General features: G+C 41.1%; 20 protein-coding genes and 1 pseudogene. 2 read left to right on the top strand and 19 right to left on the bottom strand.

Annotated features, from left to right (window positions below; genetic code table 11):
* Nucleotides 1-5: 5 nt before the first annotated feature.
* Genes A5868_RS14770 through allC form a run of 5 tightly spaced genes read right to left on the bottom strand, consistent with a single transcriptional unit; the run spans nt 6 to nt 6,176 of the window.
* Nucleotides 6-1,268 (bottom strand): DUF1116 domain-containing protein, encoded by a 1,263-nt coding sequence (locus A5868_RS14770; protein ID WP_010778688.1) that lies wholly within the window; start codon nt 1,266-1,268, stop codon nt 6-8.
* Nucleotides 1,269-1,282: 14 nt separating this feature from the next.
* Complete coding sequence (gene fdrA / locus A5868_RS14765; protein WP_086304483.1) at nt 1,283-3,040, bottom strand: acyl-CoA synthetase FdrA; 1,758 nt, start codon at nt 3,038-3,040, stop codon at nt 1,283-1,285.
* Nucleotides 3,041-3,059: 19 nt separating this feature from the next.
* On the bottom strand, nt 3,060-4,124 hold the full coding sequence (gene allD, locus A5868_RS14760) for an ureidoglycolate dehydrogenase (RefSeq protein ID WP_086304482.1): 1,065 nt from the start codon (nt 4,122-4,124) through the stop codon (nt 3,060-3,062).
* 21 nt (nt 4,125-4,145) lie between these two features.
* Nucleotides 4,146-4,931, bottom strand: a complete 786-nt coding sequence (allE, locus tag A5868_RS14755) for a (S)-ureidoglycine aminohydrolase (protein WP_086304481.1) — start codon at nt 4,929-4,931, stop codon at nt 4,146-4,148.
* Between the two features lie 15 nt (nt 4,932-4,946).
* Nucleotides 4,947-6,176 carry an allantoate deiminase gene (gene allC / locus A5868_RS14750; protein WP_086304480.1) on the bottom strand — a complete coding sequence of 410 codons (1,230 nt, stop codon included), beginning with the start codon at nt 6,174-6,176 and terminating at the stop codon, nt 4,947-4,949.
* A gap of 154 nt (nt 6,177-6,330) precedes the next feature.
* Between allC and A5868_RS14745 the strand changes: the two genes are divergently transcribed.
* Nucleotides 6,331-7,170 carry an alpha/beta hydrolase gene (locus A5868_RS14745; protein WP_176281325.1) on the top strand — a complete coding sequence of 280 codons (840 nt, stop codon included), beginning with the start codon at nt 6,331-6,333 and terminating at the stop codon, nt 7,168-7,170.
* Nucleotides 7,171-7,297: 127 nt separating this feature from the next.
* Here the strand turns inward: A5868_RS14745 and allD (A5868_RS14740) are convergent, their stop codons facing one another.
* The 13 genes and pseudogenes from allD (A5868_RS14740) to A5868_RS14685 all read right to left on the bottom strand — a co-directional run bounded on the left by allD (A5868_RS14740) (nt 7,298) and on the right by A5868_RS14685 (nt 22,786).
* Complete coding sequence (gene allD, locus A5868_RS14740; RefSeq protein WP_086305393.1) at nt 7,298-8,347, bottom strand: ureidoglycolate dehydrogenase; 1,050 nt, start codon at nt 8,345-8,347, stop codon at nt 7,298-7,300.
* Nucleotides 8,348-8,635: 288 nt separating this feature from the next.
* Nucleotides 8,636-10,543 (bottom strand): threonine--tRNA ligase, encoded by a 1,908-nt coding sequence (gene thrS / locus A5868_RS14735; protein ID WP_086304478.1) that lies wholly within the window; start codon nt 10,541-10,543, stop codon nt 8,636-8,638.
* A gap of 414 nt (nt 10,544-10,957) precedes the next feature.
* Nucleotides 10,958-11,992 carry an amidase family protein gene (locus tag A5868_RS14730; RefSeq protein WP_087654174.1) on the bottom strand — a complete coding sequence of 345 codons (1,035 nt, stop codon included), beginning with the start codon at nt 11,990-11,992 and terminating at the stop codon, nt 10,958-10,960.
* A 61-nt stretch (nt 11,993-12,053) separates the two neighbouring features.
* Nucleotides 12,054-13,268: a phosphopentomutase gene (locus A5868_RS14725; RefSeq protein ID WP_086305391.1), complete on the bottom strand. Its 1,215-nt coding sequence runs from the start codon at nt 13,266-13,268 to the stop codon at nt 12,054-12,056.
* A 4-nt stretch (nt 13,269-13,272) separates the two neighbouring features.
* Nucleotides 13,273-14,427, bottom strand: coding sequence for a YhfX family PLP-dependent enzyme (locus tag A5868_RS14720; protein WP_086305390.1), 1,155 nt, complete (start codon nt 14,425-14,427; stop codon nt 13,273-13,275).
* 1 nt (nt 14,428) lies between these two features.
* A complete protein-coding gene (locus A5868_RS14715; RefSeq protein WP_086305389.1) occupies nt 14,429-14,782 on the bottom strand; it encodes a hypothetical protein in 354 nt (117 codons plus the stop codon).
* A 113-nt stretch (nt 14,783-14,895) separates the two neighbouring features.
* Nucleotides 14,896-15,819, bottom strand: a complete 924-nt coding sequence (yhfZ, locus tag A5868_RS14710) for a GntR family transcriptional regulator YhfZ (RefSeq protein ID WP_086304477.1) — start codon at nt 15,817-15,819, stop codon at nt 14,896-14,898.
* Nucleotides 15,820-15,835: 16 nt separating this feature from the next.
* Complete coding sequence (locus A5868_RS14705; protein WP_086304476.1) at nt 15,836-16,927, bottom strand: aminotransferase class V-fold PLP-dependent enzyme; 1,092 nt, start codon at nt 16,925-16,927, stop codon at nt 15,836-15,838.
* 10 nt (nt 16,928-16,937) lie between these two features.
* Nucleotides 16,938-17,810, bottom strand: a complete 873-nt coding sequence (locus A5868_RS14700; protein WP_086304475.1) for a phosphotriesterase family protein — start codon at nt 17,808-17,810, stop codon at nt 16,938-16,940.
* A gap of 15 nt (nt 17,811-17,825) precedes the next feature.
* Nucleotides 17,826-19,141, bottom strand: a pseudogene (locus tag A5868_RS14695) (YhfT family protein).
* Nucleotides 19,142-19,162: 21 nt separating this feature from the next.
* Nucleotides 19,163-19,525, bottom strand: a complete 363-nt coding sequence (locus tag A5868_RS14690) for a DUF2620 domain-containing protein (RefSeq protein ID WP_086304474.1) — start codon at nt 19,523-19,525, stop codon at nt 19,163-19,165.
* Nucleotides 19,526-19,761: 236 nt separating this feature from the next.
* Nucleotides 19,762-19,926 carry a hypothetical protein gene (locus A5868_RS19105; protein WP_176281357.1) on the bottom strand — a complete coding sequence of 55 codons (165 nt, stop codon included), beginning with the start codon at nt 19,924-19,926 and terminating at the stop codon, nt 19,762-19,764.
* Between the two features lie 280 nt (nt 19,927-20,206).
* Nucleotides 20,207-22,786, bottom strand: coding sequence for a cation-translocating P-type ATPase (locus A5868_RS14685; RefSeq protein WP_086305388.1), 2,580 nt, complete (start codon nt 22,784-22,786; stop codon nt 20,207-20,209).
* A 294-nt stretch (nt 22,787-23,080) separates the two neighbouring features.
* Here A5868_RS14685 and A5868_RS14680 point away from each other — a divergent pair, with 294 nt between their 5' ends.
* Nucleotides 23,081-23,824 carry a hypothetical protein gene (locus tag A5868_RS14680; RefSeq protein WP_086305387.1) on the top strand — a complete coding sequence of 248 codons (744 nt, stop codon included), beginning with the start codon at nt 23,081-23,083 and terminating at the stop codon, nt 23,822-23,824.
* 72 nt (nt 23,825-23,896) lie between these two features.
* Here A5868_RS14680 and A5868_RS14675 read toward each other — a convergent pair whose 3' ends face one another.
* Nucleotides 23,897-24,139: a hypothetical protein gene (locus tag A5868_RS14675; protein ID WP_086305386.1), complete on the bottom strand. Its 243-nt coding sequence runs from the start codon at nt 24,137-24,139 to the stop codon at nt 23,897-23,899.
* Between the last annotated feature and the right edge of the window lie 6 nt (nt 24,140-24,145).

Below are 24,145 nucleotides of genomic sequence, written 5' to 3'. Positions count from 1 at the left end.
CTCCTTTATTCGTTGAATCCTAGTTTCTTTGCATAGGCTAGAACGGCTTTTTCAAAACAATCAATCGGCGGTGTCACTGTTCCCGCACCGATTTGTCCCTTTCCAGCCTTCTTATTCGCGATTCCCGTATTGATGACTGGCAAGATGCCCGTTTCAACAACTTTTCTCGCATCGATACCCAAGCAGATCCCTTTGAAATCCCACGTAGGAACAGGGAAATTCGGATTGCTGTCGATACAGATTTCCGTCATCTCGTTGCTGGTGTTCAAGGCATCATAAAAGCCGCCTGAACCGACGAATCGCGTCACTGCCGGAGCAGCGATCATCGCCATGCCGCCAACACCAAAGGTTTCTGTAATCGCGCTATCTCCCATGTCTGGTGAGGCATCGGCTTCGCTGAATCCTGAGAAGTACAGACCTTTCGGCGTGTTCACAGGACCGGTGAACCATTCATCCCCCATCCCTGCGATTCGAATACCAAATTCATGCCCGTTCCGGCACATGGCTGTCACGATGGTCCCTTCTTGAATTTTCCGAGCCCCATCCATGACTGCTTTGGCTGAAGCCATCATAATGTTCAAGAAGAATTGATCCGTATCCGCCAAGAACTGAATGACCTCTTGTTTCTCTTCCTCGAACTCTTTTAATGAGACGATCGCAGGCGCAACTTCCTTCAAGAAAGCCAATGATGCCGCGATGTTCCGTTGGTGGAACTCATCCCCCATCGAAATCGCTTTGGCAACTAAGACATTGACATTCAAGCCGTTATCCATCGTTTTTAATGCTGCGCTTAGAACTGGTCCCAGCGTATTTTTCATCCAATGCAGACGGTTGACGACTTCTTCAGAATAAGCACCAAAACGTAAGACTGCTCCAATGCCTTCATTCATTGTGCAATAGGCACGATTGCCGTCCGTTTTATTTTCGACGACCAATACAGCCATATTGGCAGAGGTGATGCCCCCCATCGGCCCTACTGCATCCACATGGTGGCAAGGGATCAGAGTGACTTCGCCAGACTCTAACTGCTGCCGAACCTCTTCCTCTGTTTCGCCCCATCCTTCAAACAGCGCGGCGCCGACGCAGGCCCCTTGAATCGGGTCGATCATTTGGTCGTAACGAATCGGTGGTCCAGCATGTAACAAGACCTTGCCTTCATTTAATTCAGAGATCACGGTTTTCGCAGGTACTACATCTAATAAGAAAGGAGAACCGGCTACGATTTTTGCGGCGACCGCTTGGTTTGCTTCATCAATTGTTTTGTACACTTTTCATTCTCCTCCTAATTCAATTCCGCTTTATTCAAAAACTGCAATGCTTTTTGCAAGGTTGGATTTCCGCCAGCAACTGGCTGCCAGTCAAATTGAACGGCTTTGCCATGATGACTGATGATCGCGTCAGAAAAACTCCGCAGACCAATGTTGATAAATGCCTCATTCGTAAGCAAACGCATCATTTCTTTAGAAGGTGCGATTTGCGGGTTGCTACTGGCTTTTTTCGGTAAAACAGTTCTTTCTGGAAGCGTCAATGGGTGTCCTAACATAACTAATGCCAGCTTGACCGCTTGCGCATTGCTCGTGCATAAAATCGTTCCAGCTTCTTCTAAAATCGCCTTTTGTTCTTCCATATTTTGCGGATCTTCATCCGTCCCGACGATCGTTGCTATAACTGCCAATTCACGCCCTTCGGAGACGGCTTTTTTCTTGATTTCTTTGATTGTTGGAGCCAATTCTTTTGCCATATTTTCATGGGAACCATAGCCTAGAACATCATCCAGCAAGATGACGGCAGTCGTCGCTTCGTCTGCGGCTTGGGCCAGCATTTCTTGTCGCTTGCTTGGATCGATCATCGGGTGCGGTTTTCCTTGTGTGTAGATGTCGTCCCCCAAATCAATGATCTCGTGGACACCATCCTTTAAGATAAAGCCAGCCTCTGTTTCCTGATCTTCCTTCAGCCCTAGCGCTCGTTTCATTAGCATCGCTGCTTCATAGGCCAAAGTTCCGCCAGAATAAAGCCCTTTGATCCCTGTTTGTCCTGAGACAAATGAATACACTGGATTTTCCAGTTCATCCGACTTCACTGTGACTTGCTCCTCTTCCATCAGTTGAACGGCAATTTCAGCAGCTTCTTCTAATGTATAGGCTCTATAAAGATTCTCTTCATGATCGGTCGGTTCTTCGCCTAAGAAAATCGTAACAACTGGTTTTGAAGCACTTCTCAATAGATCAAGCACCTCATCCCGTACGCTTGGTGCAGGTGGTTTGGAAATAACGACGATCACTTTTGTCTCTGGATCTTTTTCCAATGTTGCGACACTGTCCTTCAGCGTGATACCGCCAACTTCAGCTTTTAAATCGCGCCCGCCGGTTCCGATCGCGTTGGTCACGCCGCCGCCTAATTTATGAATCAAGGTCGTTACTTCTTGAATCCCTGTTCCAGAGGCCCCGACAACGCCGATACTCCCTTTGCGAACTGCGTTGGTAAAGGCTACAGGAATGCCATTGATTATTCCCGTTCCACAGTCTGGACCCATTAATAGCAGGCCTTTTTCATGAGCCAGTTTTTTTAAACGAACTTCATCTTCCAGTGCAACGTTGTCACTAAAACAGAAGACATGCTTGCCTTCGTCCAACGCGTGCTCGATCTCGCCTGCCGCATGTGTTCCTGGAATTGAGAAAACGGCCACATGAGCATCTTCGCCAAGCGCTATCGCTTTGTCCCATGTTTTTACTGTTTCTGTCCCTTTTTCATTGCCGCCCTTGCTTTGCTCCGCTAAGAATTCATCAATTGTGCTCAACACATTTTGGATCAATTGTTCCTCTGTTTTCTGAATGTCTAAAACGATCGCCATGTCATTTGAGGACGCCTCTTCAAGTTCGGATGTATATAAGCCGCCTGTTTTGAAAATATCTTTATTGGCTGGTGTTCCCATCATAACGGACGCCTTGTTCACGCCATCTAGCGTATTTAATCGATTCGTTAACAACATTAATACGATCGAATCTTGATAACTGTTTTTTTGAATAATCGTGTGTAACACGTGATTCCCTCACTCTCTGTTAGTTGGTTGCAAAACTCCCAGTTTCTCCATATTGATCAAAATGGATCGTATCACTTTCCAAATAGTCTACTACCTTCTTCGCCACAGGAATGCCTTCAGAGGAGTATTCCTCATACTTGATCTGATTGGTTTCTCCTGGGTAATAGACTTGCTTAAAGCCAGCAGCTGGAGCGATGCTATGCAATTCTTCAATCATGGTTTCAATACTGTGCTTAAAACTTGCCAAATCAGTAAAGCGTCGTGGATCAATCAAAATAAATAATTGTCCGAGGTTGCGTTTTTCCGTTAGGTCACTATACATAGAAGAAACGTTTTTTCCGAAAGGCAGACCTAGCAGCATGCCAGATAATACATCCACCATCATCATCAAACCAAACCCTTTTGGTCCAGCCATTGGCAGTAAGCCGTTGACCTCATGAGGATTCGTTGTTGGTTTCCCGTCCGCATCCACTGCCCAAGTATCAGGAATATCTTGGTCTTTTGAACGCGCGTCTAAAATTTTCCCCCATGCTTGAACCGTTGTAGCCATATCAAAAACAACCGGTGCGCCGTGTTCCCTAGGTGCTGCAAAAGCGATCGGATTGGTTCCAAAATAGTTTTCCGAACCGCCAAAAGGAACGACCATAGGATCTGATTGGCACATTGAAATAGCGATGAGGTTTTCTTCTGCGGCTCGCTTTACATAATACGAAAGTGCGCCGCAATGACTGATCCGCTTCACACCAACGATTGCTGCACCAGACTCTTTTGCCTGATCGATCGCATATTCTAACGCCTGAAGCGCCACGAATTGCCCGACACCATTGTCTCCATGAACGATTCCTGTACTTGCGCCAGTCCTTTCAAAGGTGATTTTAGGATCAAGCGTCACGCCGCCTTTCGCGATTCGTTCGGCATAATAATCCACGCGAACAGCTCCGTGGGAGTGGATACCGCAAGCATCCGCAAATACCAAATGCTCCGCCACAGTATCGGCATGGCCTTCTCTTAATCCGGCACGCATTAATTTATTTTGAATCAACTCATGTAATCTTGCTGGTTGAACGATCATTGTTTCTTCCATAATAAAAACGACTTCCTTTATTTAAATTTCAGGATCACGATTGCAGTCCTTCGAATAGACATATTTTAAAGGCTCTTTCCGCCCAACAGCATACGCTGCCTGATGAACATAAGCACTCATGAAAATGTAGTCGCCTTTTTCAACAGGCAGCCAGTCATTATCCAAGTTGTACATTCCTTTTCCAGAGAGCAGGTACGCTCCATGTTCTTGATAATGGGTCTCGATATACCCATGACTAGCTCCTGGTTCAAACGACAGGATATGGAAATTCATATCGAAGCCAAGATCCTTCGGCAGAAAATCCCAAAGTAACACATCTTTCATGCCTTCATATTCTATCGGTTCCATTTCATTCACGTTCCCGACGACTTTATGAGCGCTGTAGCCCTCTAATGGTTGATAGCGTTTCTTATATAGGAAGAACTCGGTGTCTTCCTCTTGTGCATTTGCTAAAAACATTTTTTCTCCTGCGGGTAAATACACATAACCGCCCGAAGCGACCGTATGACTTTCCTTGCTGTCGCTGACTGTCAGCTTGCCGTCAATCACGTAGACCAACGTTTCGATGCCTTCTCCGCCAAAGCCGCGTTCATTTTTTCCTTCTTTATGGAATGTCATGATGTAATCAACAAAGCTTGCACCAAGTTTTGTTGACCCCAATATAGAACAATCGCAATTCTCAAATCCCGGGATCACATTGTTTACCAATCCGTCGTGAGGAAGAACTGCATAATTATTTTTCTTGATCACTGCTCTTGATTCTAATAACCCTTCGATATAGCCAGTATTGTTATTCTTGTACCCCATCTTTTTTCCTCTTCCCTACTCTTTGTATGCCAATTCATATAATGCTTGCGCCAGTACTTCAACTCCGGCAAGCAAGTCTGCCAAATCTGTCGCTTCTGCTGGATTATGGCTGATTCCTTTGATGCTTGGCACAAAAATCATTGCTGTCGGATAATGCGGCGCAATCACTTGAGAATCATGGCCTGCACCACTGTGCATCACTTTATAGCTCTTTTCTTTCGCTTTTGCTGCTTCTTCGACAACGGCAACAACTGCTTCATCCATTGGAACTGGCGTTTCATCCATCCAAAGGTCGATATCTAATTCCAAGTCCAGCTCTTTTGCGACTTCTTTCATGTACGCTTCTGCCTCTTTCGTGAATTTGCTTAACGCATCCACGTCCGTATGACGGCAATCCATCGTAAATAGGACTTCGCCTGGCACGACATTTACTGTATTTGGTTTAGGCTCGACCTTGCCGAAAGTAACCACGAGAGGATCCCCTTCTGCAAAGGCACGATCGATAATTTCTGAACAAATTTTTGAGAATCCGTACACAGCGTCACGACGATAGCCCATCGGTGTTGTTCCAGCATGGTTGGCCTCACCCTTTAAAACAAAGGTATAACGCTTCTGGCCCGCGATATTGTTCACGACACCGATTTGCAGTTTTTCATTTTCTAAAACATTTCCTTGTTCAATGTGGATCTCAACAAACGCTTTGATATCCTCCCGCCGTTTCTTCGCGTCATCCGCAAAGTCAAACCCTTGACGACGCATTTCATCTATAAATTTCAATCCTTCAGAATCGGCGATGGCTTCCACCTGTTCTCTGGAGGCTTCACCTACAAAGTTTTTACTTCCCCAAAAGACTGTAGGAAAACGACTGCCCTCTTCTTCTGCCATAGAAATGACCTCTAAGGAACGCAGAGGCTGACCATAAGTTTCCAATAAATGCTGAACAGCAAGATAAGCGGCCATTACGCCAAATTGCCCATCTAACGTACCGCCATTGACAACGGTATCAATATGGGAGCCAGAAAGAATCGTTTCCTCTGGGTATTTTGTACCATCAACACGTCCAAATAAATTTCCGATCGCGTCGTAGGACGTTTCTAGTCCAATTTCCTGCATTTTTCCTTCAACAAACTTCTGCGCCTCTAACCACGAATCTGAATAGAGCAACCGTGTCATACCGCCTGTTGGATCACTACCTATTTGTGACAATTCGTGGATATTCTTATCTAAACGCTTTTCTAAAGTCATTTCATGAACCTCCTTCAGTTGTTAATTCAATTGTAAACGCTAATACTGCTAACATCATTGTTCAAAAGTTACAAAAATCTGTATCATTTTGTGCTAAAGTGCTGTTAAATCTTTTAAAATGTTTTCTATAATTGATACAGAAAGAAGGGATTTTATGCCTACTCAACCACTCATTTACACCATTGAGGCTTCGCTTTCCTTGAAGGCGTCCTTTTATCAAACAAAGAATCCTCATCCGAAGAATGCGACACTTCTGTATTTGCATGGCGGGGGGTTTCTTTTTGGCAGTCGTGACGATCTGCCCCAAACGTATCTGGATCTTTTTCTGGAAAATGGCTTCAATGTCTTGGCCTTTGATTATCCTCTTGCACCGGAAACACCGTTGAGGGAAATTATTCATTGCTTAGAAGACGCGGTCACATGGTTTTTAGCACATTTCCAAACGACACTTGATTTATCGGAACCGGATTTTTTCCTATTTGGACGCTCTGCAGGCGGTTACTTAGCTTCTATTTTAACTGCCAACAATTATGAACACCAACTGGGCCTGATCCGTTTTTACGGATACCATCATTTTGAACATCCAGCATTTACTTTACCCAATACGTACTATCACCGTTTTCCAAAAGTTTCCCCATTAGAAGCGCAGCAATTGATTCAGGACCATCCCGTAGCGGATCAGCCGCTAGAAAAAAGATTTCCTCTCTACCTTTCCGCGCGACAATATGGGAATTGGCTGAGTTATCTGGGACCACTTACCGAAGAGCTGTCCCTCAGCACGACGCAATTGACACACTTTCCTCCAACTTTTATCGTCCATTGCACGGATGATCCTGATGTCCCGATTGCTTCATCCCGTGAATTGTCGAAGGCTGTGTCCAACAGTGAATTTCTGGAACTACACGTGGCAGAACATGATTTTGATCGGGAAAAAAATCCGATTGCTGACGATGTGTACCAAAAATTGAGAGCATGGCTATTTAAAACTACTTAGTCAGATAAAAAAACGTTCCAATTCTACTACCTATATAATAGTAGAATTGGAACGTTTTGGTTTCATTCCTGATAAAGTGACTCTCCCTCAATCCGCAAAGAAATCGCTGGAAATTTGAGGCAATCTCTTATTCAGCGAACTTGTTTTTGTGATCGTACCGATCGTAATGAATCGCGTCACTCGTTAAGTATTCATAAATGTCATCAACGATTTCAATACCGTTTTCCTCGTAATTTTTCTCCCGCATTCTTCCACGTTCCCCAGGATAATTTACTTCTTTGAAGCCTGCGCTGGGCGCGACAGTTTTCAGCTCATCCAGCATCGTAGAAATCGTCTGCTTAAATGGTTCCAACCCAACAAAAAATTCTGGATTTATGACAATATGCAACTGCCCTAGTTCTCTTCCTTTTGAAAGATCATGATACATCGAGGACACATGTTTCCCAAACGGAACGCCTAATAGCACCCCGGATAAGACATCCACCATCATCATCAACCCATAGCCCTTTGCTCCTGCAATCGGGACTAAAGCATTGACCTTCGTCGAATCTGTCGTCGGATTCCCTTGTTCATCCACCGCCCACGTATCCGGGATCGATTCTTTACGAGAACGCGCGTGTAAAATTTTCCCCCACGCCTGAACCGTCGTTGCCATATCAAAAGTAATGATTCGTTCGTCGTTGCTTGGTGCCGCAAACGCGATCGGATTGGTTCCAAAGAAAGGCTCGCTCCCGCCGAAAGGCACCACCATAGGATCGGATTGGCAAACCGATACCGCAACCATATCATTTTCCGCGGCCCGTTCGACATAATACGCCAAAGCGCCACTATGAGAAATATTTCTAATACCGATCACAGCAATCCCTGTTTCCTTAGCAATCTCGATTGCTTGATCCATTGCTTTTTCCGCTGCTACAAAACCCGAACCATTATCACCTTCAAAAATCCCGCAGCTTGGACCCGTTTTTGAAAAATGAAACGCCGGATTTTGTGTGATTCCCCCTTTGGCGATTCGTTCTGAATAATATTCGACACGCATCGCTCCGTGCGAGTGAATTCCCCTTGCGTCAGCAAAAGTCAGTACGTCGCTAACGATCTCCGCCTGCTCCTCCGGTAATCCCGCTTGATGAATCTTATCTTTGATTAATTGATGCAGCTCCGTCTTTATTACTTTCATCTCTTTCACCTTTTTCTCTTTTATTTTGATTGTCTGGACACACGCTTTCATTCCTATCGTAAGGGTTTTCCAGACACTATACACTGTTCAAAGTGCACAAAAAACAAAACGAATTTAGTGGTTTTAAATGCCCAAAGATACTTAACCTTTTCAAAAAATCAAGAGTGATTCAAACACACAAAAAAGTTGACGCGAACTCAAAGAGCGTTCCCGTCAACTTTTTCATGTTTTAGTTATTTTTTAAAAAATAATCACTTTCTGACCCAGCATTACCAAAGGTCAAATACTTTAAAAGCTATGATTTTTCTCAGCGATTTGTTTTTTTACCATTTCAACGAAGGCTTGCTTATCCATTTTTTGGATTTCTTGAGATCCGCGTTTTCGAACAGCAAATTCGGCGCCATTCATTTCGTGATCCCCGATAACTAAACTATACGGTGCTTTTCTTAATTCGGCTTCGCGGATCTTTTTGCCTAATTTTTCATTGCGGACATCCTTCGACACGCGAATGCCGTTTTCTTGGAACTCTTGATAAAGAACATCCACATAGTCGTTATGCTTCTCTGCGACTGAGAGCAATTCTACTTGCTTCGGTGCCAACCAAACAGGGAACGCACCGGCATAATGTTCGATCAAAATACCAAAGAAACGATCTAACGACCCAAATACTGCACGATGAATCATCACAGGACGCTGTTTTTCATTGTTTTGATCAATAAAGCTTAGATCAAATTTTTCCGGCATTTGAAAATCCAGTTGAACAGTCGCGCATTGATGGCTGCGATTGAGGGCATCCTTGATATGAATGTCGATTTTAGGGCCATAAAACGCGCCGTCCCCTTCATTGATCGCGTAGTTATAACCGAGGCTGTCTAATACTTCTTTCAATGAATTTTCCGCCTTGTCCCACATCGCAATTTCGCCCATAAAATCATCTGGCCGCGTAGACAATTCCACCGAATATTCAAAGCCAAACACTTTGTACACCTCATCGATGATTTTTAATGCCAACGTAATTTCTGCCTCGATTTGATCGGGACTAACGAAAATATGCGCATCATCTTGGCAAAAAGTCCGAACCCGAAGCAGCCCGTTTAACGCGCCACTGAATTCATGCCGATGGACCTGACCAAATTCAGCCATTCGAATCGGTAAATCCCGGTACGAGCGAACATCATCTTTATAAATCATGCAGTGTCCCGGACAGTTCATGGGCTTCAACGCATAGTCCTGATCATCCACCTTTGTAAAGTACATGTTATCTTTATAATGATCCCAATGCCCTGAACGTCGCCACAACCGTTCATTCATGATCAAGGGCGTTTTTACTTCATCGTAGTCATATCTCGTTTGCAATTCCCGCAAGAATTTTTCTAGTTCGTTACGAACTGTTTGCCCGTTTGATAGGTAAAAAGGCATTCCCGGTGCTTCTTCAGAAAACATAAACAACTTCAATTCTTTGCCCAGTTTTTGATGACTGCGCTTTTCTGATTCCTCTAAGAAAGCCAGATACGCCGCCAGATCATCCTTTGAAGAAAAAACAACGCCATTCACCCGCTGAAGCATCTCATTGTCTGAATTTCCTTGCCAATACGCACCAGAAACCTTTAACAATTTGAAATTCTTAATAGGCTTCACATCCAAAGCAAACGGTTCTTTTGAAAAAGTGATCCCCTCGCCAAATTGATAAATACATCCGCGATCCTCTTCAGGAAGCGCCTCTAGCAGCTCTAATTGTAGATCGTTGTCTTTGAAAATCGCTTTCGCTTCCTTGACCGAAACAATTTCCTTACTGATCTGATTGTTATTTTTTTGAAGAGCCTTCATGTCTTGCTCGATTTCTTTAAATGTTAAAATACTCAATGACTGATCCAAACGCATATCGACAAAAAAGCCGTGCTCATCTAGCTTTATTTCGGAAATAACCGCTTTTTTATAACGTTTCTTTATCGCTCCGCTAAAAACCAAACCGATACTTCTGCGCATTGCAGCTAGGCCCTCTTGACTGTCTTTTCCATAAAACGAAACATGGCTGGGATGGTCAATGGGTGAAAACAAGTCCAACAACGTACCGTCGATACTCCCAATCACTGCCTCTGCATTCATTTCTTTCGCTACTTCGTGCAATGTAGTGCCTGCCACCACCATTTTCTTGCTTCCATTTGGAAATACGACTTCAACTTCATTGTTTGACATACTTGTTCAACTCCATTCTCTCTTTTATAAAAAACTATATAAAAAAACACGTCCCCTAAAAAAGGGACGTGTTCGATTAACGTGTTACCACCCATGTTCCCAAGAAAATTTCACAGAAATATTTTCTCAGCTCATTGCGATATTATAACGTATATCACGCGACCAGTCTTTTGCTGATTTCTCTAAGGGAGTAACGCCAAAATTTCTACTAGAAGCTCACAGCCAAGGCTTCATTCTCTGAAAGTATCTCCTGATGGAATCCTATCCTTATCATTGCGTTTTGTTATTCAATTGATTGTTGCTAGAGTACTCCCATAAAATTTGAAAGTCAAGGGAAAATAAAAAATTATTTTTTGCGCCACAGTTTGATGGGTGATCAGAGAAAGTGAAACTACGACATATTACTAGAATCCTTTATGGATTATATCCACCTTCAAAAAATGAACTATGATCTAAAAAATAATTTTTCAATAATAAATCTTCTTTGGCTATTAATAGTTCAGCTATCTCAAACATTGCTCTTTCGACTTTACTATTTATTCTCCCTATAATTAAATAACCGGTTGAAAGTTCTGTACTAGGAACAATCAATCCAATAGCGTTACACATGTTCACCACCCGAACAAAGCCTTTTTTACCTTGAATTTGAATTTCCTTGCTGTGTTCATCGAAATGTCCAAAAATTGTCTCACCAATTCCATAAACATCAATCGGACCCTCTTTCGAAATAACTAAATCTGCATCAGAAAAGAGATTTTCTAAAGATAAAACTAAATCTTCTCTAGAATATTGATACTTATATTCTAGATTTACCGGTTCTATATTTTTATATTTTTCCCAGTGTTTCCATTTGTTATCATCAATCTCGTCATCAACAACAATCGTTAACTCTTTATCATAAAACTCTTCGTCAATAAATAACGAAAAAATTTTTTTTATCAGATCGATTTCCCTACTGATAAAGCCAATAGATGGTGTAAACGAAATATTGTCTGTTGATTTTTTTACATAACTTTTAAAATCAATTTGTCCTTCACCTATTTTGGGATGGATAAATCCAATTAAATTTAAAGCGGAGGCAGGTGATAAAACAGAGCCTCCACCATCTGTGCCAATACCAATATCATTGATACCTAAAAAAACGTTTATAGCAGTACCACTAGAAGAACCAGTCATCACATTTCCTGTAATCGGGTTTTTAAGATCTATATCAATGCCTCGCCCTTTATGACTCGCCTTATCCACTGTATGTAAATGAAATCCATTTTGTTCTAAAAATGATATGAACGGTTCTGAAACTACTGAGGTTTGTTTCACACCGACAAAGTAATCGTTCTCAGAATTTATTTTAGTAATACAATTTGGATAAGCCGTGATAACAGAGTGATAAAAATTCCCCATAGCCATACTGGTCATCCTTGAATATTGTTGCAGTCTTTTTACGACCATCTCTATTCCTCCAAAAAAAACTCGGTCTAGAAGATCTTCCTCATCAGACCGAGTCCTTAAACTAATTAAGTATCAATTTCTTTAAAAATGAGGTACCATTTTGGGGTTTGTTCACATGGAAATATTCTGCCACTGAAGCTCCCACATCAGCTAGAGTTTCTCGTTCACCAATATATCTTCCCTTAATTCCAGGACTATATATCAATAAAGGTACTTTCTCTCTCGTATGATTGCTATGGCCAATCGTCGGGTCATTTCCATGATCTGCCATTACAATCAGAATGTCACCCTCACTCAAGTATGGAAGTAACTCTTTGATTCGCCGATCACTTAACTCAAGTCTATCTGAATATCTTTTTACATCTTCAGCATGTCCTGCTAAATCCGTCTCTTGGATATTCAACGCGATAAAACCATTCTCAATTGCTTTGACTTCTTGTATAAGATCGTCAAAGAGTTTGTCTGAATCCACCCCTGGAAACAATCTTTTGCTTTCAGTTTGAATAATGTCAGCGACTTTTCCAAGAAAAGAAACTTGAATTTCCGCTTTATCTAAAATTGTTGGTGTTTGTACATTTTTGTCTATACCATAACCCAGATGGACAACTTGATATCCGTGATTATAAACACCCGATTCAGGTGCATCTACCCCAGCAATTTCATTATTTTTTATTTTAATTGCTTTTAACAGGTCTGCCAAAGTAACTTGCTGGCCTCCGAAAGTAATAACTCTTGATACCTGAACAACTTCGCGAACAACATGACCCAATTGTGCCAGTTTTTCAAAACTAATAAGGTCTAGGCAAGCGGAAACGTTGTATACTTGTCCATAATCCGTCTCCAAATTATCTCCTACAGTTGCCAATTCATTGACCACTAAAATCTGTGTTCCTTTTTCTCCTACCCTTCTTACTCTGTATCCATGCCTTACAAGATTTTCTTCAACTTCATCAATCTTCTGGTTGAAAGGTTGAATTAATGGAACTTTCGGCGTAGTTCCCATAATTTCTTGGTGCCCTAAAAAGGAATCTGCTCCATAATGAGCCAAATCACTTGTGCCATAATTCGCTTCTTTTGAAAATTTATGCCTTCCAATTTCATATCCAAGAGCATTCATTAATCCTAATTTTTCAAGAGTCGGAAGATGTATCGCTTCATTCTCCTGTATAATATGACCCGCTGTGCTACTTCCGACATCTCTAGGACGAACTTCACTTACATCTCCCATCGCCCCAACGCCAAAACTATCTAATACAATTACGACAAATCTTCCCATTGTTTCACCTTCTAATCAAATTTCCTAGACTGTCATAAATTCCTTCTATTTTAGGAGTACCTTTTTGAATACCGGATACAACCGCCACATCACTTCTCGTAACAAATATTTGAGTCCGAAAAGCTGCTATTACCGTCGATCCTACTGTATGTTCATTCGAAGTTGAAAGATAGTAATCAATATTATCATTACTAAATGGTTCCACTGAATCTGTAACTAAAGAATCACCACAATCTATCATTGCAGAACCAAAATGTCCTCTTCGATAGTAGCCACCACCATAAAAATAAGCTCGTCCATCCAAATTATGCGAGATTTCACTCACATAAACCATCGCAGGTAGTTCAGGTAAATCCATTTTTGCATGCAATGGTGTTGTTCCTGTTAATGCATGCCCTGGTTCACCTTGCGTCCCGCCAATTTCTTTTATTAGCGGGATCGTTTCATGGCAAGTGGCTGAAGGAATATTTATTTCCGAAAGCTCAATACTACATTCTTTAAATATTTGTTTTGCCTTTTTGATTGTCTCTACATTTTTTGTAGGTATTAATTTCGATTCCCCATCAAATAGGAAACATGGAAAAGAAGTCACACCAGCGATTTCAATCAAATCAGTTTGGTTCGATAATTGAGCAATTCTAGGTAACTCATTTAAATGAAAGCCACCAAATTGACCATCATATATTTGATCGTTCTTTTCAATTACCTTTACTAAAACCTTCTGCTTTATATTCTGCTCTTTCGCAATATTGATAATTTGTTGTAATGATTCAAGAGAATAGATCGTAATGTACTCAGTTCCATATAGCATAATTCTTTTCAGAAGATGCTGCGGGATTTGTACTAAATGTCCTACATTTCCAAGTGGCAGCCCTTGTTCCATCATGATTAACGCTTCCTTGAAGTCGACAACAACAGCCTTTTCTATGCCTGCATCATGGATTTTTTGTGCAATATATGGATTTCGCCCAAATTGTTTGGTCATATAAAACAACTGAATTCCATGTTTCTCCGCATCACGAACTAGACTTAATGTATTACTTTCAATCATATCTATATCTAATATATAGGTATCAGGAAGAACGAGCCCTTTTCGATGGAGTTCAACTGCAGCTTTAATCAATTTTGGATTTCGTCGGGCAGTGACATCTAAAAACATCTTATTCCTCCCTTAACATATTGATTATATGGAGATAAAAATAATCTAATTCCGCGTCATCAAACTTCTTATCAGATGTCATTTTTTGAAGGTCTTGCCATAATTCTTTTGAGTGAAGAAATTTTGCATCCGCTTCAATTTCTGAACGGATAAAAGATTCTAAATCGTTTATAGACTCACTTTTTTTTCTGCGCATATCCGCCATCGCAAGATGAGTCAAAAAGACATCAGCCTTTTTTTCTTCTTCGATAATGTCATTTTGAAGTAGATAATTTAAAACACTCAAGACGTAATCATGTGTTTCTTGATCGATAATGTCTGAGGTCAGTAATATAGTTAATTTTTCATGAATCATGATGTTCCCCCTGATTACTAATAGAGTATTCTATAAATTTTTAAAGGTTGACTGTAATGTTTTATAAATTAAACTGGTTTGTTCATTATATGGGTGAAATTTAAATTAAAAAATTAGTATTGAGGAATCAATTTTCCGTCACACACATTCTTTTGGATAGATAGGATTTTTTCTTTGTCTACACTTTTTTGAAAGAACGCTCTCATTGAAGTATCTTCTTTATGAGTAATTATGACTGATGTACTCATATTCTGTTCCATTTCACTCTCAGTTAGCGGAACATGATAGAGCCCTTGATGATTTTTATCTCGTATCTCATCAAAGTTCCAAATACCAGCATCTATTTGTCCATTTTGAAGAGAAGAAATAATCTGGTGTCCTTGCATCTCTACGTATTTTACTTGTTCATCCTTGATGATTGTTTTTGTCAGCATTTGCTGGTCAATTGAGCTATAATCAATGGCGATTTTCATGTCCTTCTCGATTTTCTTTTGATCCTTATCTCGAAAAAGCAAGACGTGCTCACTTAAGTAAGAATGTTTTCCAAAATTTAAAGTCACATCTATTGGCTCTCCATTAGAAATTGCTTGCTCTGCTGCGAATTTAGACACAACTGCAAATCGGTAAGTTTTATTTGCGATTGATCGTACGCGCTCTTTAGATCCTCGAATATACGCCAGATTCAGTTTAATGTTATTTTCTTTAAATACTTCATAAATGCCAGTAGCTAGACCTTCATAAAGTCTCGAATAAGGCAATGTCATCGTTCCGAGAATTGTGTCTGATAACGCATATTCTTGTAAAATACTGTAATCAATCTCCTCAATAAACGTTCCCAAATGTCCATGACTTTTTACTTTAATTGCTTCTATTTCTTTTAAAAAAGTCCAAGCATTTTGTACGGTTCCTCGCGCAACTTCAAATTTTCTTTGATATTCCGAAACACTCAAAACCCTGTCTCCCTTTTTTTTCTGTAGTAAATCGGAGGCTAGGTAGTTTACAACAATTCCTTTTTTCTTTAAAAATTCTTCTCCCATATAAACTCCTCATTCTTTAAATACTAGTCATTGCCTTTTTCAAAATATTGATAATTGTATCTGCTCCCGCTCTATTGGGATTGATACGAATCATTGTATCTTCTGCAGTAGGATCCGCTTTTCTAAACGTTCCAGAAACCCTGTAAACTAACGGTGCAAATTCATATTTTGATTCAGCACCCACAGGATTCGGTAATGCGCCAAATTTGGTTGCTGCTTCAATTACTTTCTTCGCATTTGGCTTAGTCAGCTTCACTACAACAACTTTGGATTGTGCGTTTACAATGAATGCCTCTTCCAGTCCATTAACTTCACGGTTATTAATTCTGTCACTAATTTCTTCACTAACTGTTGCTGAAATTGCAAGAGATACGGGTGCATAAATCATTCCTCTTAATACATCGATAGATTCATGGCCTTGAACTTGTCCACCACCTGAATAATTCTCTATTTTCAAGCGTTCAATTGGTTTTTTTTCACCAATTATGCAGCCTATTCCTTCTGGACCCAATAATTTAAAGGTTGAAAAGCAGGCTAACGTCGCACCAAATTGTGACCCGATTCCTTCTGTTTTTAAAGCAGAATAATTGTCATCTGTCACAATTGAAATGTTTTCATCAATAGAATGAATATGAGAGATCAAAGTATTTAGATCATAAGAGTCACTAATTTTTTGTCGGGTTACCTGAATCAATACACCATCAATTTTATTTTCTTTTAAAACTTTAGAAATACTGTCAAGCTCATTAAAATCTGCATATACTGTATTTATTCCCAGCATATCAATAGAAACTTGGGTTGTTGGATATACAGGAGCATCGTGAACCAATAATGTCCTCCCAGTTCCAACAACTGCATGCAAAGCCAATCTAATGGCATTTGTTCCTGAACCTCTTACGAGCATCGCAGCTTCAGCACTAAAGAACTCTGCTAATACTTTTTCCACTTTATTAGTGGTTCTTGGCTGATTTAACTCTTTCACAACTCCGAGATCTCCTCGGGTCAAAATTTCATCCCCAGAAAAATGATTCGTTATGGCTTCTACTAATTTAAATTGCAGTTTCATTGCTTCGTCGATGGATAAACTTTTCAAGGGAAATGCTTCCATAATATCACTCCTAATTCATAAATATTTGTGGATTATGACGTAGCATCTTTTGAATGAACTGCTCCGAGACACCGTTTTCAAGTGCTAATGGTACAAATTTATCTAACAGATAGGAGTAACCTATTCCACCCTTATACTCTAAGTTAGATTTTCGTGTAATATCCATTGAAAGAAAAACCTTATCGTCGTATCCTCTTTTTTCAATTTCTTTTAACATTTTTGCTCTTAATAAATCAGGTTGATAATTCTCCTTACCAACTGTATCAAATTCAACATACACTCCTTGGTCTAACATATGCAAGATGTAATCAACATTTCCTGTCAAGTCAACATGTCCTATGACGATTTTTTCTAAATTTGCATTCTGCTTTTTAAAAAAATCGACTTGTTCGTGTCCATAAGTTCCCAAAGTAGTGTGTGTCGTGATTGGCACTCCAGTTTGACTTTGAGCGATAACAGAAGCCGTGAAGACTTTGCTCTCACGCTCTGTCATTATATTTTTACTTGTTCCTATCTCTCCGATAATTTGAGCTTTAATTGACGTTTCAGCAATTCCATTCTCGATTTCATTAACCATGAACTCTGCTAATTCATCAATGGTTGCATTTGTTACAAATTCTGGAAGAAATTTGTCTTGATAAAACCCAGTAGCTTGAACCACATTTATGCCTGATAAATCAGCAACTTTTTGAACATATTCTGGATTTCTCCTCATATCCATATTAGTCACATCAAGAATATTACGGACACCTTTAATATACAATTTTTTGTATTCTGAAACAGTTTCATCAAAACAATTCAAGTTTGTATCATCTATATTTTTTAAACGAGAAAGATCAATCGTTGTATGCTCATGCATGTAAGTAATTCCATCAAGTAACATTTATCTTACTTCCTCCTATTTTGCGACAACTGGAACAAATAATCCAACTAAATAAAGGAGATTTACAATTACCCCTAAGCTAATTGCTGCAATTGGTCCAACCGCTAATTCAACAACAGGTTTCTTTGCTTTTCTATTTAACAGCATCAAACCAATGACCCAAAAGTAGCCAATTCCTGGTGCAATTTGTTCTGAGGCCATTGCTCCACCAATTAACAACGCAACCTCTAAAACCTTATTCATCGCTGTGCGAATGTGCTCACCCATCTCACGAATCCCAGGGAATTTGTCTAAAGCTTTTGCCATTAAGCTCAAAAGCTGTACTTCAACAAACATCAATACTGCACCTACGATGAATGCTACGATAGGATTTCCGTGTAATAATATACCCGCGACAAAAACAAACGTTGTTCCAGCAGGACTATAAACACCTGTTACAATTGCTGTCGAGAACACTAATGGAATGAATCCGATTCCTCTAGCAAAAGCTGCCAATGCTGCTTCACTCATTTTCCCTTCTGATAATAAACTAAGAGAAATTGGATCTCCAGCAATAATCATTAAGCTTGTAGATGCTGCTACTAGCCCCCAGTGATTGATAACCAAATCCAGTTTTTCTTAATACGGTTCACACGTTCTAAAAACACACTGACAAGACTTTCATTTGAATTACTGCCATCACTTTTTACTTGAATCGCGTAGACGATCATAAAGATCATTCCTACAAGTAATGACATTCCCTCAGCACTCAATGTCAATGTCGCACCATTTCCCAAATCAAATGTACCAAACCTCTTTACGATAAACAATGTTAAGAGTGTCGCACTAAATGAAATTGCTCCTTTTTTGAAACCATGTTGGCTAGCAATCGCAATCGCAGGAAAAATACTAAAACCAATAACAACTGGTGAACCTACTTGCGAAAGTGAATCCATGAAGTTTATTGGCATCATAGCGAATAGGTCAACTACGGCTTGAAGTCCCAATACTAAGCCGACCCCGTATAAAGCCCCCACACATGCTGCTATAATCATACCAGTTTTTCCTTCTGGCGCCCACGAACCAATAATATCAGTCATTAATAAAACACTATGAACTAAAAGAATTGAGGCCCCAATTGAAACTGGTATTCCAAATCCAATAACTAAACCAAAACTTAATGCAAAACTAGTCGCTGCAATTTCTTTCTTTCCAATTTTACCCTCTAAAAATTCAGGTACAATCGGACGAAGCCCATCATTGAAAACAGCAATTCCTTTATTCGCTAATACCGCACATAGACCACCCAGTAATGCTATAGCAATTAATTCTATAATTTTTGACGAATCCATCTTCTTTCCTCCAATGTCTTTCTATAGTTTCTTCAATTCATCCATAATAATTGGAACTACAGTTTCTTTATGCTGTGCTGTAAATCCAAAAGCTTTTTTTCCTGAACGAACATTTTCGCGGATTTCTTCTTCTGGCATTACTTTTCCTGGCATCGAAACAGTTACACAGTTATCATGCCCCAATAAAGCTAACGCCATAGCTAATGCCCCACCGCCACCAGTATTGCATGCTCCAACATAAAAATCTGCTTGACCATTTTTTACTGCCATCGCCGCTTCCAAATCACTTTTAACATCAATTTCATACTGCCCATCTCCAAATTTTTCAACCAGTTCTTTTACTTCTGGCTTATCAATTTGTCCACCTACTACAATTTTTTTCATAATAAATCCTCCTAATTGAATATACATTTTTTTGTATATTGATGAGTAATTAATAATTACAAAATGATTGTAACCGCAGTCAGAATTAATTGCAACCCCTTTCTTTAAATATATAATTTTCATCTAATTCATAAATCCTGTATATTCGTTATTGAAGAAATTTTAAAATATAAAAGCCCCGTCCTACTCAAAGGCACGAGGCTAAAAAATATCTATACAAACCAAAAAAGGTATCTTCAATCATACTTTCCGTTATTACTAAAAACAAAATATAACAACAATCCTGCTCCGATCAATGCACAGGCCGCGCCTAGAAAAGGCACGATCCGTCCCATTTCCGTTACAATCATTAATATAGCACCGCCAACAAATAGAAATCCTGCTGCAATGAGATTTTTCATAACGACCTCCTATTAAAAAACATATGGGAGACACTTTATTTTTTCCTGACAGTCATTCTGGACTCTTCTTACATTGTACCTTGCAAACCTCATGGAAGACAACAAAGGTGCTTTGTGTTTGATACGATAACATGCTATCAATAAAGGAAGCTCTAACTAAGTCACTTCCCTTAAGAAACTCTTGATTCTTCCTTCACCTCATCCTCAATACCCAAATGACTATTGTCCTCACTTTTATTACATAACGATAGAATCGATTTGTAAAGTATCACAATTGTTTTTACGCGCGGCGTTTCACTCGATAGTCAAACAGATTCAACGTCTTCTTTAATTCAACATACACTAGCGGGATAAACGACAGTCCTAAAACAAAGAGCCATTGAATGGGCTGCAGTGCGGTCAAGCCAAGAATGTTCGCTGTTTGCGGAAGGGTCGCTGCTAAAATAAGCACAGCTCCACCGAGTAAGGTCGTTCCTACTAACAATTTATTTCCTGCTAAGTCCAGCTTGAAGATCGATTCATGGCTGCGGCAATTGTACATGTGTACGATTGTGGTCAAGCCCATCACGAGAAAGGTCATCGTGGTCGCTTGTTCACCATTCGGCAGCCCGTGATTGAAGGCCGCGGTGTGTCCAACGAAAATCGTCAGCAGGGTCACCGCGGTAAAGACGATTGAGATTTCTATGATTTTGCTCAATAACCCATTGTTGAAAATGCTGGCATTTCGGTCGACTGGCTGCTGGCGCATCACATCTTTTTCTGCTGGCTCCACTGATAAACTGAAACCGGGGATGCCATCCGCGACAACTTTTATAATCAATAATTGAATCGCTGTAACAGGAGCTCCTAGACCCATTATCAACGAGATCAACACGATCGTCAGGGCAGAAATATTGCAGCCAAGCATGGCATACAATGATTTCCGAATATTGGCATACACGCGTCGGCCTTCTTTTACCGCCTCAACGATCGTCGCAAAATTATCGTCTAGCAGCACCATATCAGATGCTTCCTTGGCAACTTCTGTTCCGCCGCCCATTGCGATCCCGACATCGGCCGCCTTCAACGCGGGAGCGTCATTGACCCCGTCACCTGTCATGGCGACCGTCTCGCCATTCGCCTGCAAGGCCTTCACGATGCGGATCTTATCTTCTGGCGAGGTTCGGGCAAACACCCGGTACTCTCCGATCACTTCTGCCAAATCCTCCTCGGATAGTTTTCCTAATTCGGCACCTGTCATCGCTTTTTTTCCCGATTCCAAAATCCCGACATCGGCGGCGATTTTTTTCGCTGTAAGCAAGTGATCCCCCGTGATCATAATGGGGCGAATCCCAGCTTTTTTCGCAATTTGAACCGCTTGGTAGCTTTCTTTTCGTGCAGGGTCGATGATTCCAATAAAGCCTAAAAAGTGCAGCTCTGTTTCCAATTCTTCACTGGTAACTTGAGTCGGCAATTCCTCGTATTCCTTCACCGCAACGCCTAAGACACGGTACGCTTGCGCGGCGAGGTCATCGTGACACTCTTGAAAATCTGCGCGCGCCTCTTGAATAGGCAAACGGTCAAACGCCCCTTTTGTAATGGACAGATAAGAGTCTCCTTTTTTATAAAGGACCGTCATTTTCTTTCGTTTTGAATCAAAAGGAAGTTCGTCGATCCTTTCGTATTGCCTCAACAATGTGTTCAGCTTTTCTCCGCCAAAGTGTGTTTCGGCTGCTTGTTTAATGGCTTGCTCTGTTGGGTTTCCGTGGCTTCCCTGTTCTTCGGAGAGGTTGCTGGCTAAATAAAAGTGCAGCAGCAGCGCCTCTTTAGCTCCCGAGGTCTGTTCTGTTAAAACTGGAACCACCTTTTTGACCGTCATCTGATTTTCCGTGATGGTCCCAGTCTTATCCGAACAAATCACCGAGACGTTCCCAATCGTTTCCACCGCTGCTGGCGTTCGTATGATCGTGTTCTTTTTCGCCATGTTTCGAATACCAAAAGACAGCGAGATCGTGACCACGACCGGCAGCACTTCAGGAATCGCCGCCACCGCCATCGAGATCGCTGTCATGATGGCAATCTCAAGCGAATAGCCTCTGATCAAGCCAATCAGGATCGCAAGCACTGCCGCACCGATCGCGACCCCGCCTAGCACTTTGCCGAGTTTTTGCATTTTCACCTGTAAAGGCGCCTGCATCGGCTGATCTTCTGTCAGTAAATCCGAGATTTTCCCGATCTCCGTCGCCAATCCTGTCGCCTCAACGATGGCTTCGCCTCGACCACTTACCACCAACGCCCCGGAAAAAACGTTATTTTTTAGATCTCCGATAGTATCTGCCGCATCCGGTTGATAGTCTGCCTCTTTCTCACTCGGTTCACTTTCACCGGTTAAAAAAGATTCATCGATCAATAAATTTTTACTAGTGATCAAGGTGGCATCCGCCGAAACACGATCCCCCAGCTCAAGCAGCAGGCGATCCCCCGGTACCACTTCTGTACTTTGAATGACTGTCAATTGCCCATCGCGATAGACTTTTGTTTGAGGAATGCTGAAGCGTTTCAATTCATCCATCGATTTTTCTGCTTTCTTTTGTTGGCGAATAGACAAGAACAGATTCAAGAGAACGATCCCGAAAATCACGATGGGTTCAGAAAAATTGTCAGGATGATTTTTCAACGCGACATAGATCGAAAGTACCGTCGCAATCACTAAAATAATAATCGTGATATCCTTCAGCGCAGACAACAAATAGGTCCAAAACCCGTTCTTTTTTCCCTGTTCGATCGTGTTAGGTCCATATCTTTCCAACCGCTCCGCAGCTTCTTGTTGTGTGAGTCCTTTTCCCTGTTGCTTCTCTGTTTCAATCAGTTTCTTTTGCATGCCTAATCCCTCCCAAATAAACAAAAAAAGTCAGTCAAACGAACCATTAAAGCCTACGGTTCGTTTGGCTGACTTTTTATCCTACTGTTCCGGCGAACAATAGCGTCGTCAAATATTTTAATAATTTGTATTCTGTCACACTTTTCAAAAGAAGGCAAGGGGTGCCCTTCAGAAAATAAAAAATCCTCGTGGCTATTCCTCTGTCTAAAGGCCTTTATTGAGTGTCAAAATTGCGGTTCCGCGCGGTTTTCCCGTATACTTAAGAGACGTACACTAAAAAGGAGAACTTGATCCATGCCGATTCTACAAGAAAATATCGCTAATTTTGCGGTTATTATAGGTTTTATCACGATTCATCTGGCATCACGCTTTTTCTTACTGGAAAAAGTCAACGTAGAAGTGATGATGTCTGTTGCTGCAGGGGTGGGCGTGTCTTACGCCATTCTGCATTTACTGCCGCAGCTCGCGTACTCACAAGGCGTGCTGATCGATTCTTTCGGCTGGGAAGACGGTGTTCATGCGACCCACGCCATTTATGGCATCGTTCTTCTTGGACTGGTCGTTGCCCATGTCATGGATAAGCTGGACGAACGAAACTTTCACATCGTGGAGAAAAAGGATCTCACCAGCGCTGAAGTGGCCTATTTCTGGTCTGACGTTTCATTTTATGCGGTGTACAATGTGATGATCGGGTACCTTGTTATCGCAAATACCTTTTCCGAGCGCTTTTACGTCCTGACGTATTTCATCGCCTTTGGCCTGCATTTTCTAATGAACGATTGGTCCTTGGCGCATCATCATGGAAAAATTTATCAGAAAAAAGGGCGTCTTATGTTATCTCTTAGCATTTTACTTGGCGCCTTGCTCTCTATCCTGCTGCCGCTCCCCTATTTCCTGTTGGTTTCCATCGAGGCCTTTATCACTGGAGCGATGCTAATGAACATCATCAAATTCGAGCTGCCGGATGGTGACGAAGGAAGTATCAAAGCCTTTTTAGCGGCAACGATCGTTTCAGGGGTACTTTTTGTGTTTATCTAAAAAATAATCATTATTTCCCATAAAAAAACAGCTCGACTTTTATCGAACTGTTTTTTTATTATTCCAATGCTGTTACCATCTTCCGCGTTTGAGTCGCGCCTTGTTGATATATCGCTTGGCATCATCAGGGATTCGCGCGGGGGAATCATCGATGTCTTCTTCCCAAGGGTACAGACCCTCTTCGTTCTTTTTGTAATTTTTAAGCTCGTGGTCAGCTTGGTGCGCTTGTTTGTGCGTTTTCTTTCTTCGACTATGTGTGACCGCATAAGTCACACCGATCATTACTAACGCGATAAATCGAATAAACCCTACCATATGATC

The organism is Enterococcus sp. 12F9_DIV0723, from assembly GCF_002174375.1.
Lineage (GTDB): Bacteria > Bacillota > Bacilli > Lactobacillales > Enterococcaceae > Enterococcus_A > Enterococcus_A gilvus.
Note: the sequence above shows the minus strand (reverse complement) of the source record. Positions and strands in the feature narration are given on the sequence as shown.

Coding starts and splice junctions, on each gene's coding strand:
- allD (WP_086304482.1), bottom strand. CDS start 4,124: ATGGAAGAAACAATGATCGTTCAACCAGCAAGATTACATGAGTTGATT.
- allE (WP_086304481.1), bottom strand. CDS start 4,931: ATGGGGTACAAGAATAACAATACTGGCTATATCGAAGGGTTATTAGAA.
- allC (WP_086304480.1), bottom strand. CDS start 6,176: ATGACTTTAGAAAAGCGTTTAGATAAGAATATCCACGAATTGTCACAA.
- A5868_RS14745 (WP_176281325.1), top strand. CDS start 6,331: ATGCCTACTCAACCACTCATTTACACCATTGAGGCTTCGCTTTCCTTG.
- allD (WP_086305393.1), bottom strand. CDS start 8,347: ATGAAAGTAATAAAGACGGAGCTGCATCAATTAATCAAAGATAAGATT.
- thrS (WP_086304478.1), bottom strand. CDS start 10,543: ATGTCAAACAATGAAGTTGAAGTCGTATTTCCAAATGGAAGCAAGAAA.
- A5868_RS14730 (WP_087654174.1), bottom strand. CDS start 11,992: ATGGTCGTAAAAAGACTGCAACAATATTCAAGGATGACCAGTATGGCT.
- A5868_RS14725 (WP_086305391.1), bottom strand. CDS start 13,268: ATGGGAAGATTTGTCGTAATTGTATTAGATAGTTTTGGCGTTGGGGCG.
- A5868_RS14720 (WP_086305390.1), bottom strand. CDS start 14,427: ATGTTTTTAGATGTCACTGCCCGACGAAATCCAAAATTGATTAAAGCT.
- A5868_RS14715 (WP_086305389.1), bottom strand. CDS start 14,782: ATGATTCATGAAAAATTAACTATATTACTGACCTCAGACATTATCGAT.
- yhfZ (WP_086304477.1), bottom strand. CDS start 15,819: ATGGGAGAAGAATTTTTAAAGAAAAAAGGAATTGTTGTAAACTACCTA.
- A5868_RS14705 (WP_086304476.1), bottom strand. CDS start 16,927: ATGGAAGCATTTCCCTTGAAAAGTTTATCCATCGACGAAGCAATGAAA.
- A5868_RS14700 (WP_086304475.1), bottom strand. CDS start 17,810: ATGTTACTTGATGGAATTACTTACATGCATGAGCATACAACGATTGAT.
- A5868_RS14690 (WP_086304474.1), bottom strand. CDS start 19,525: ATGAAAAAAATTGTAGTAGGTGGACAAATTGATAAGCCAGAAGTAAAA.
- A5868_RS19105 (WP_176281357.1), bottom strand. CDS start 19,926: ATGAAAAATCTCATTGCAGCAGGATTTCTATTTGTTGGCGGTGCTATA.
- A5868_RS14685 (WP_086305388.1), bottom strand. CDS start 22,786: ATGCAAAAGAAACTGATTGAAACAGAGAAGCAACAGGGAAAAGGACTC.
- A5868_RS14680 (WP_086305387.1), top strand. CDS start 23,081: ATGCCGATTCTACAAGAAAATATCGCTAATTTTGCGGTTATTATAGGT.
- A5868_RS14675 (WP_086305386.1), bottom strand. CDS start 24,139: ATGGTAGGGTTTATTCGATTTATCGCGTTAGTAATGATCGGTGTGACT.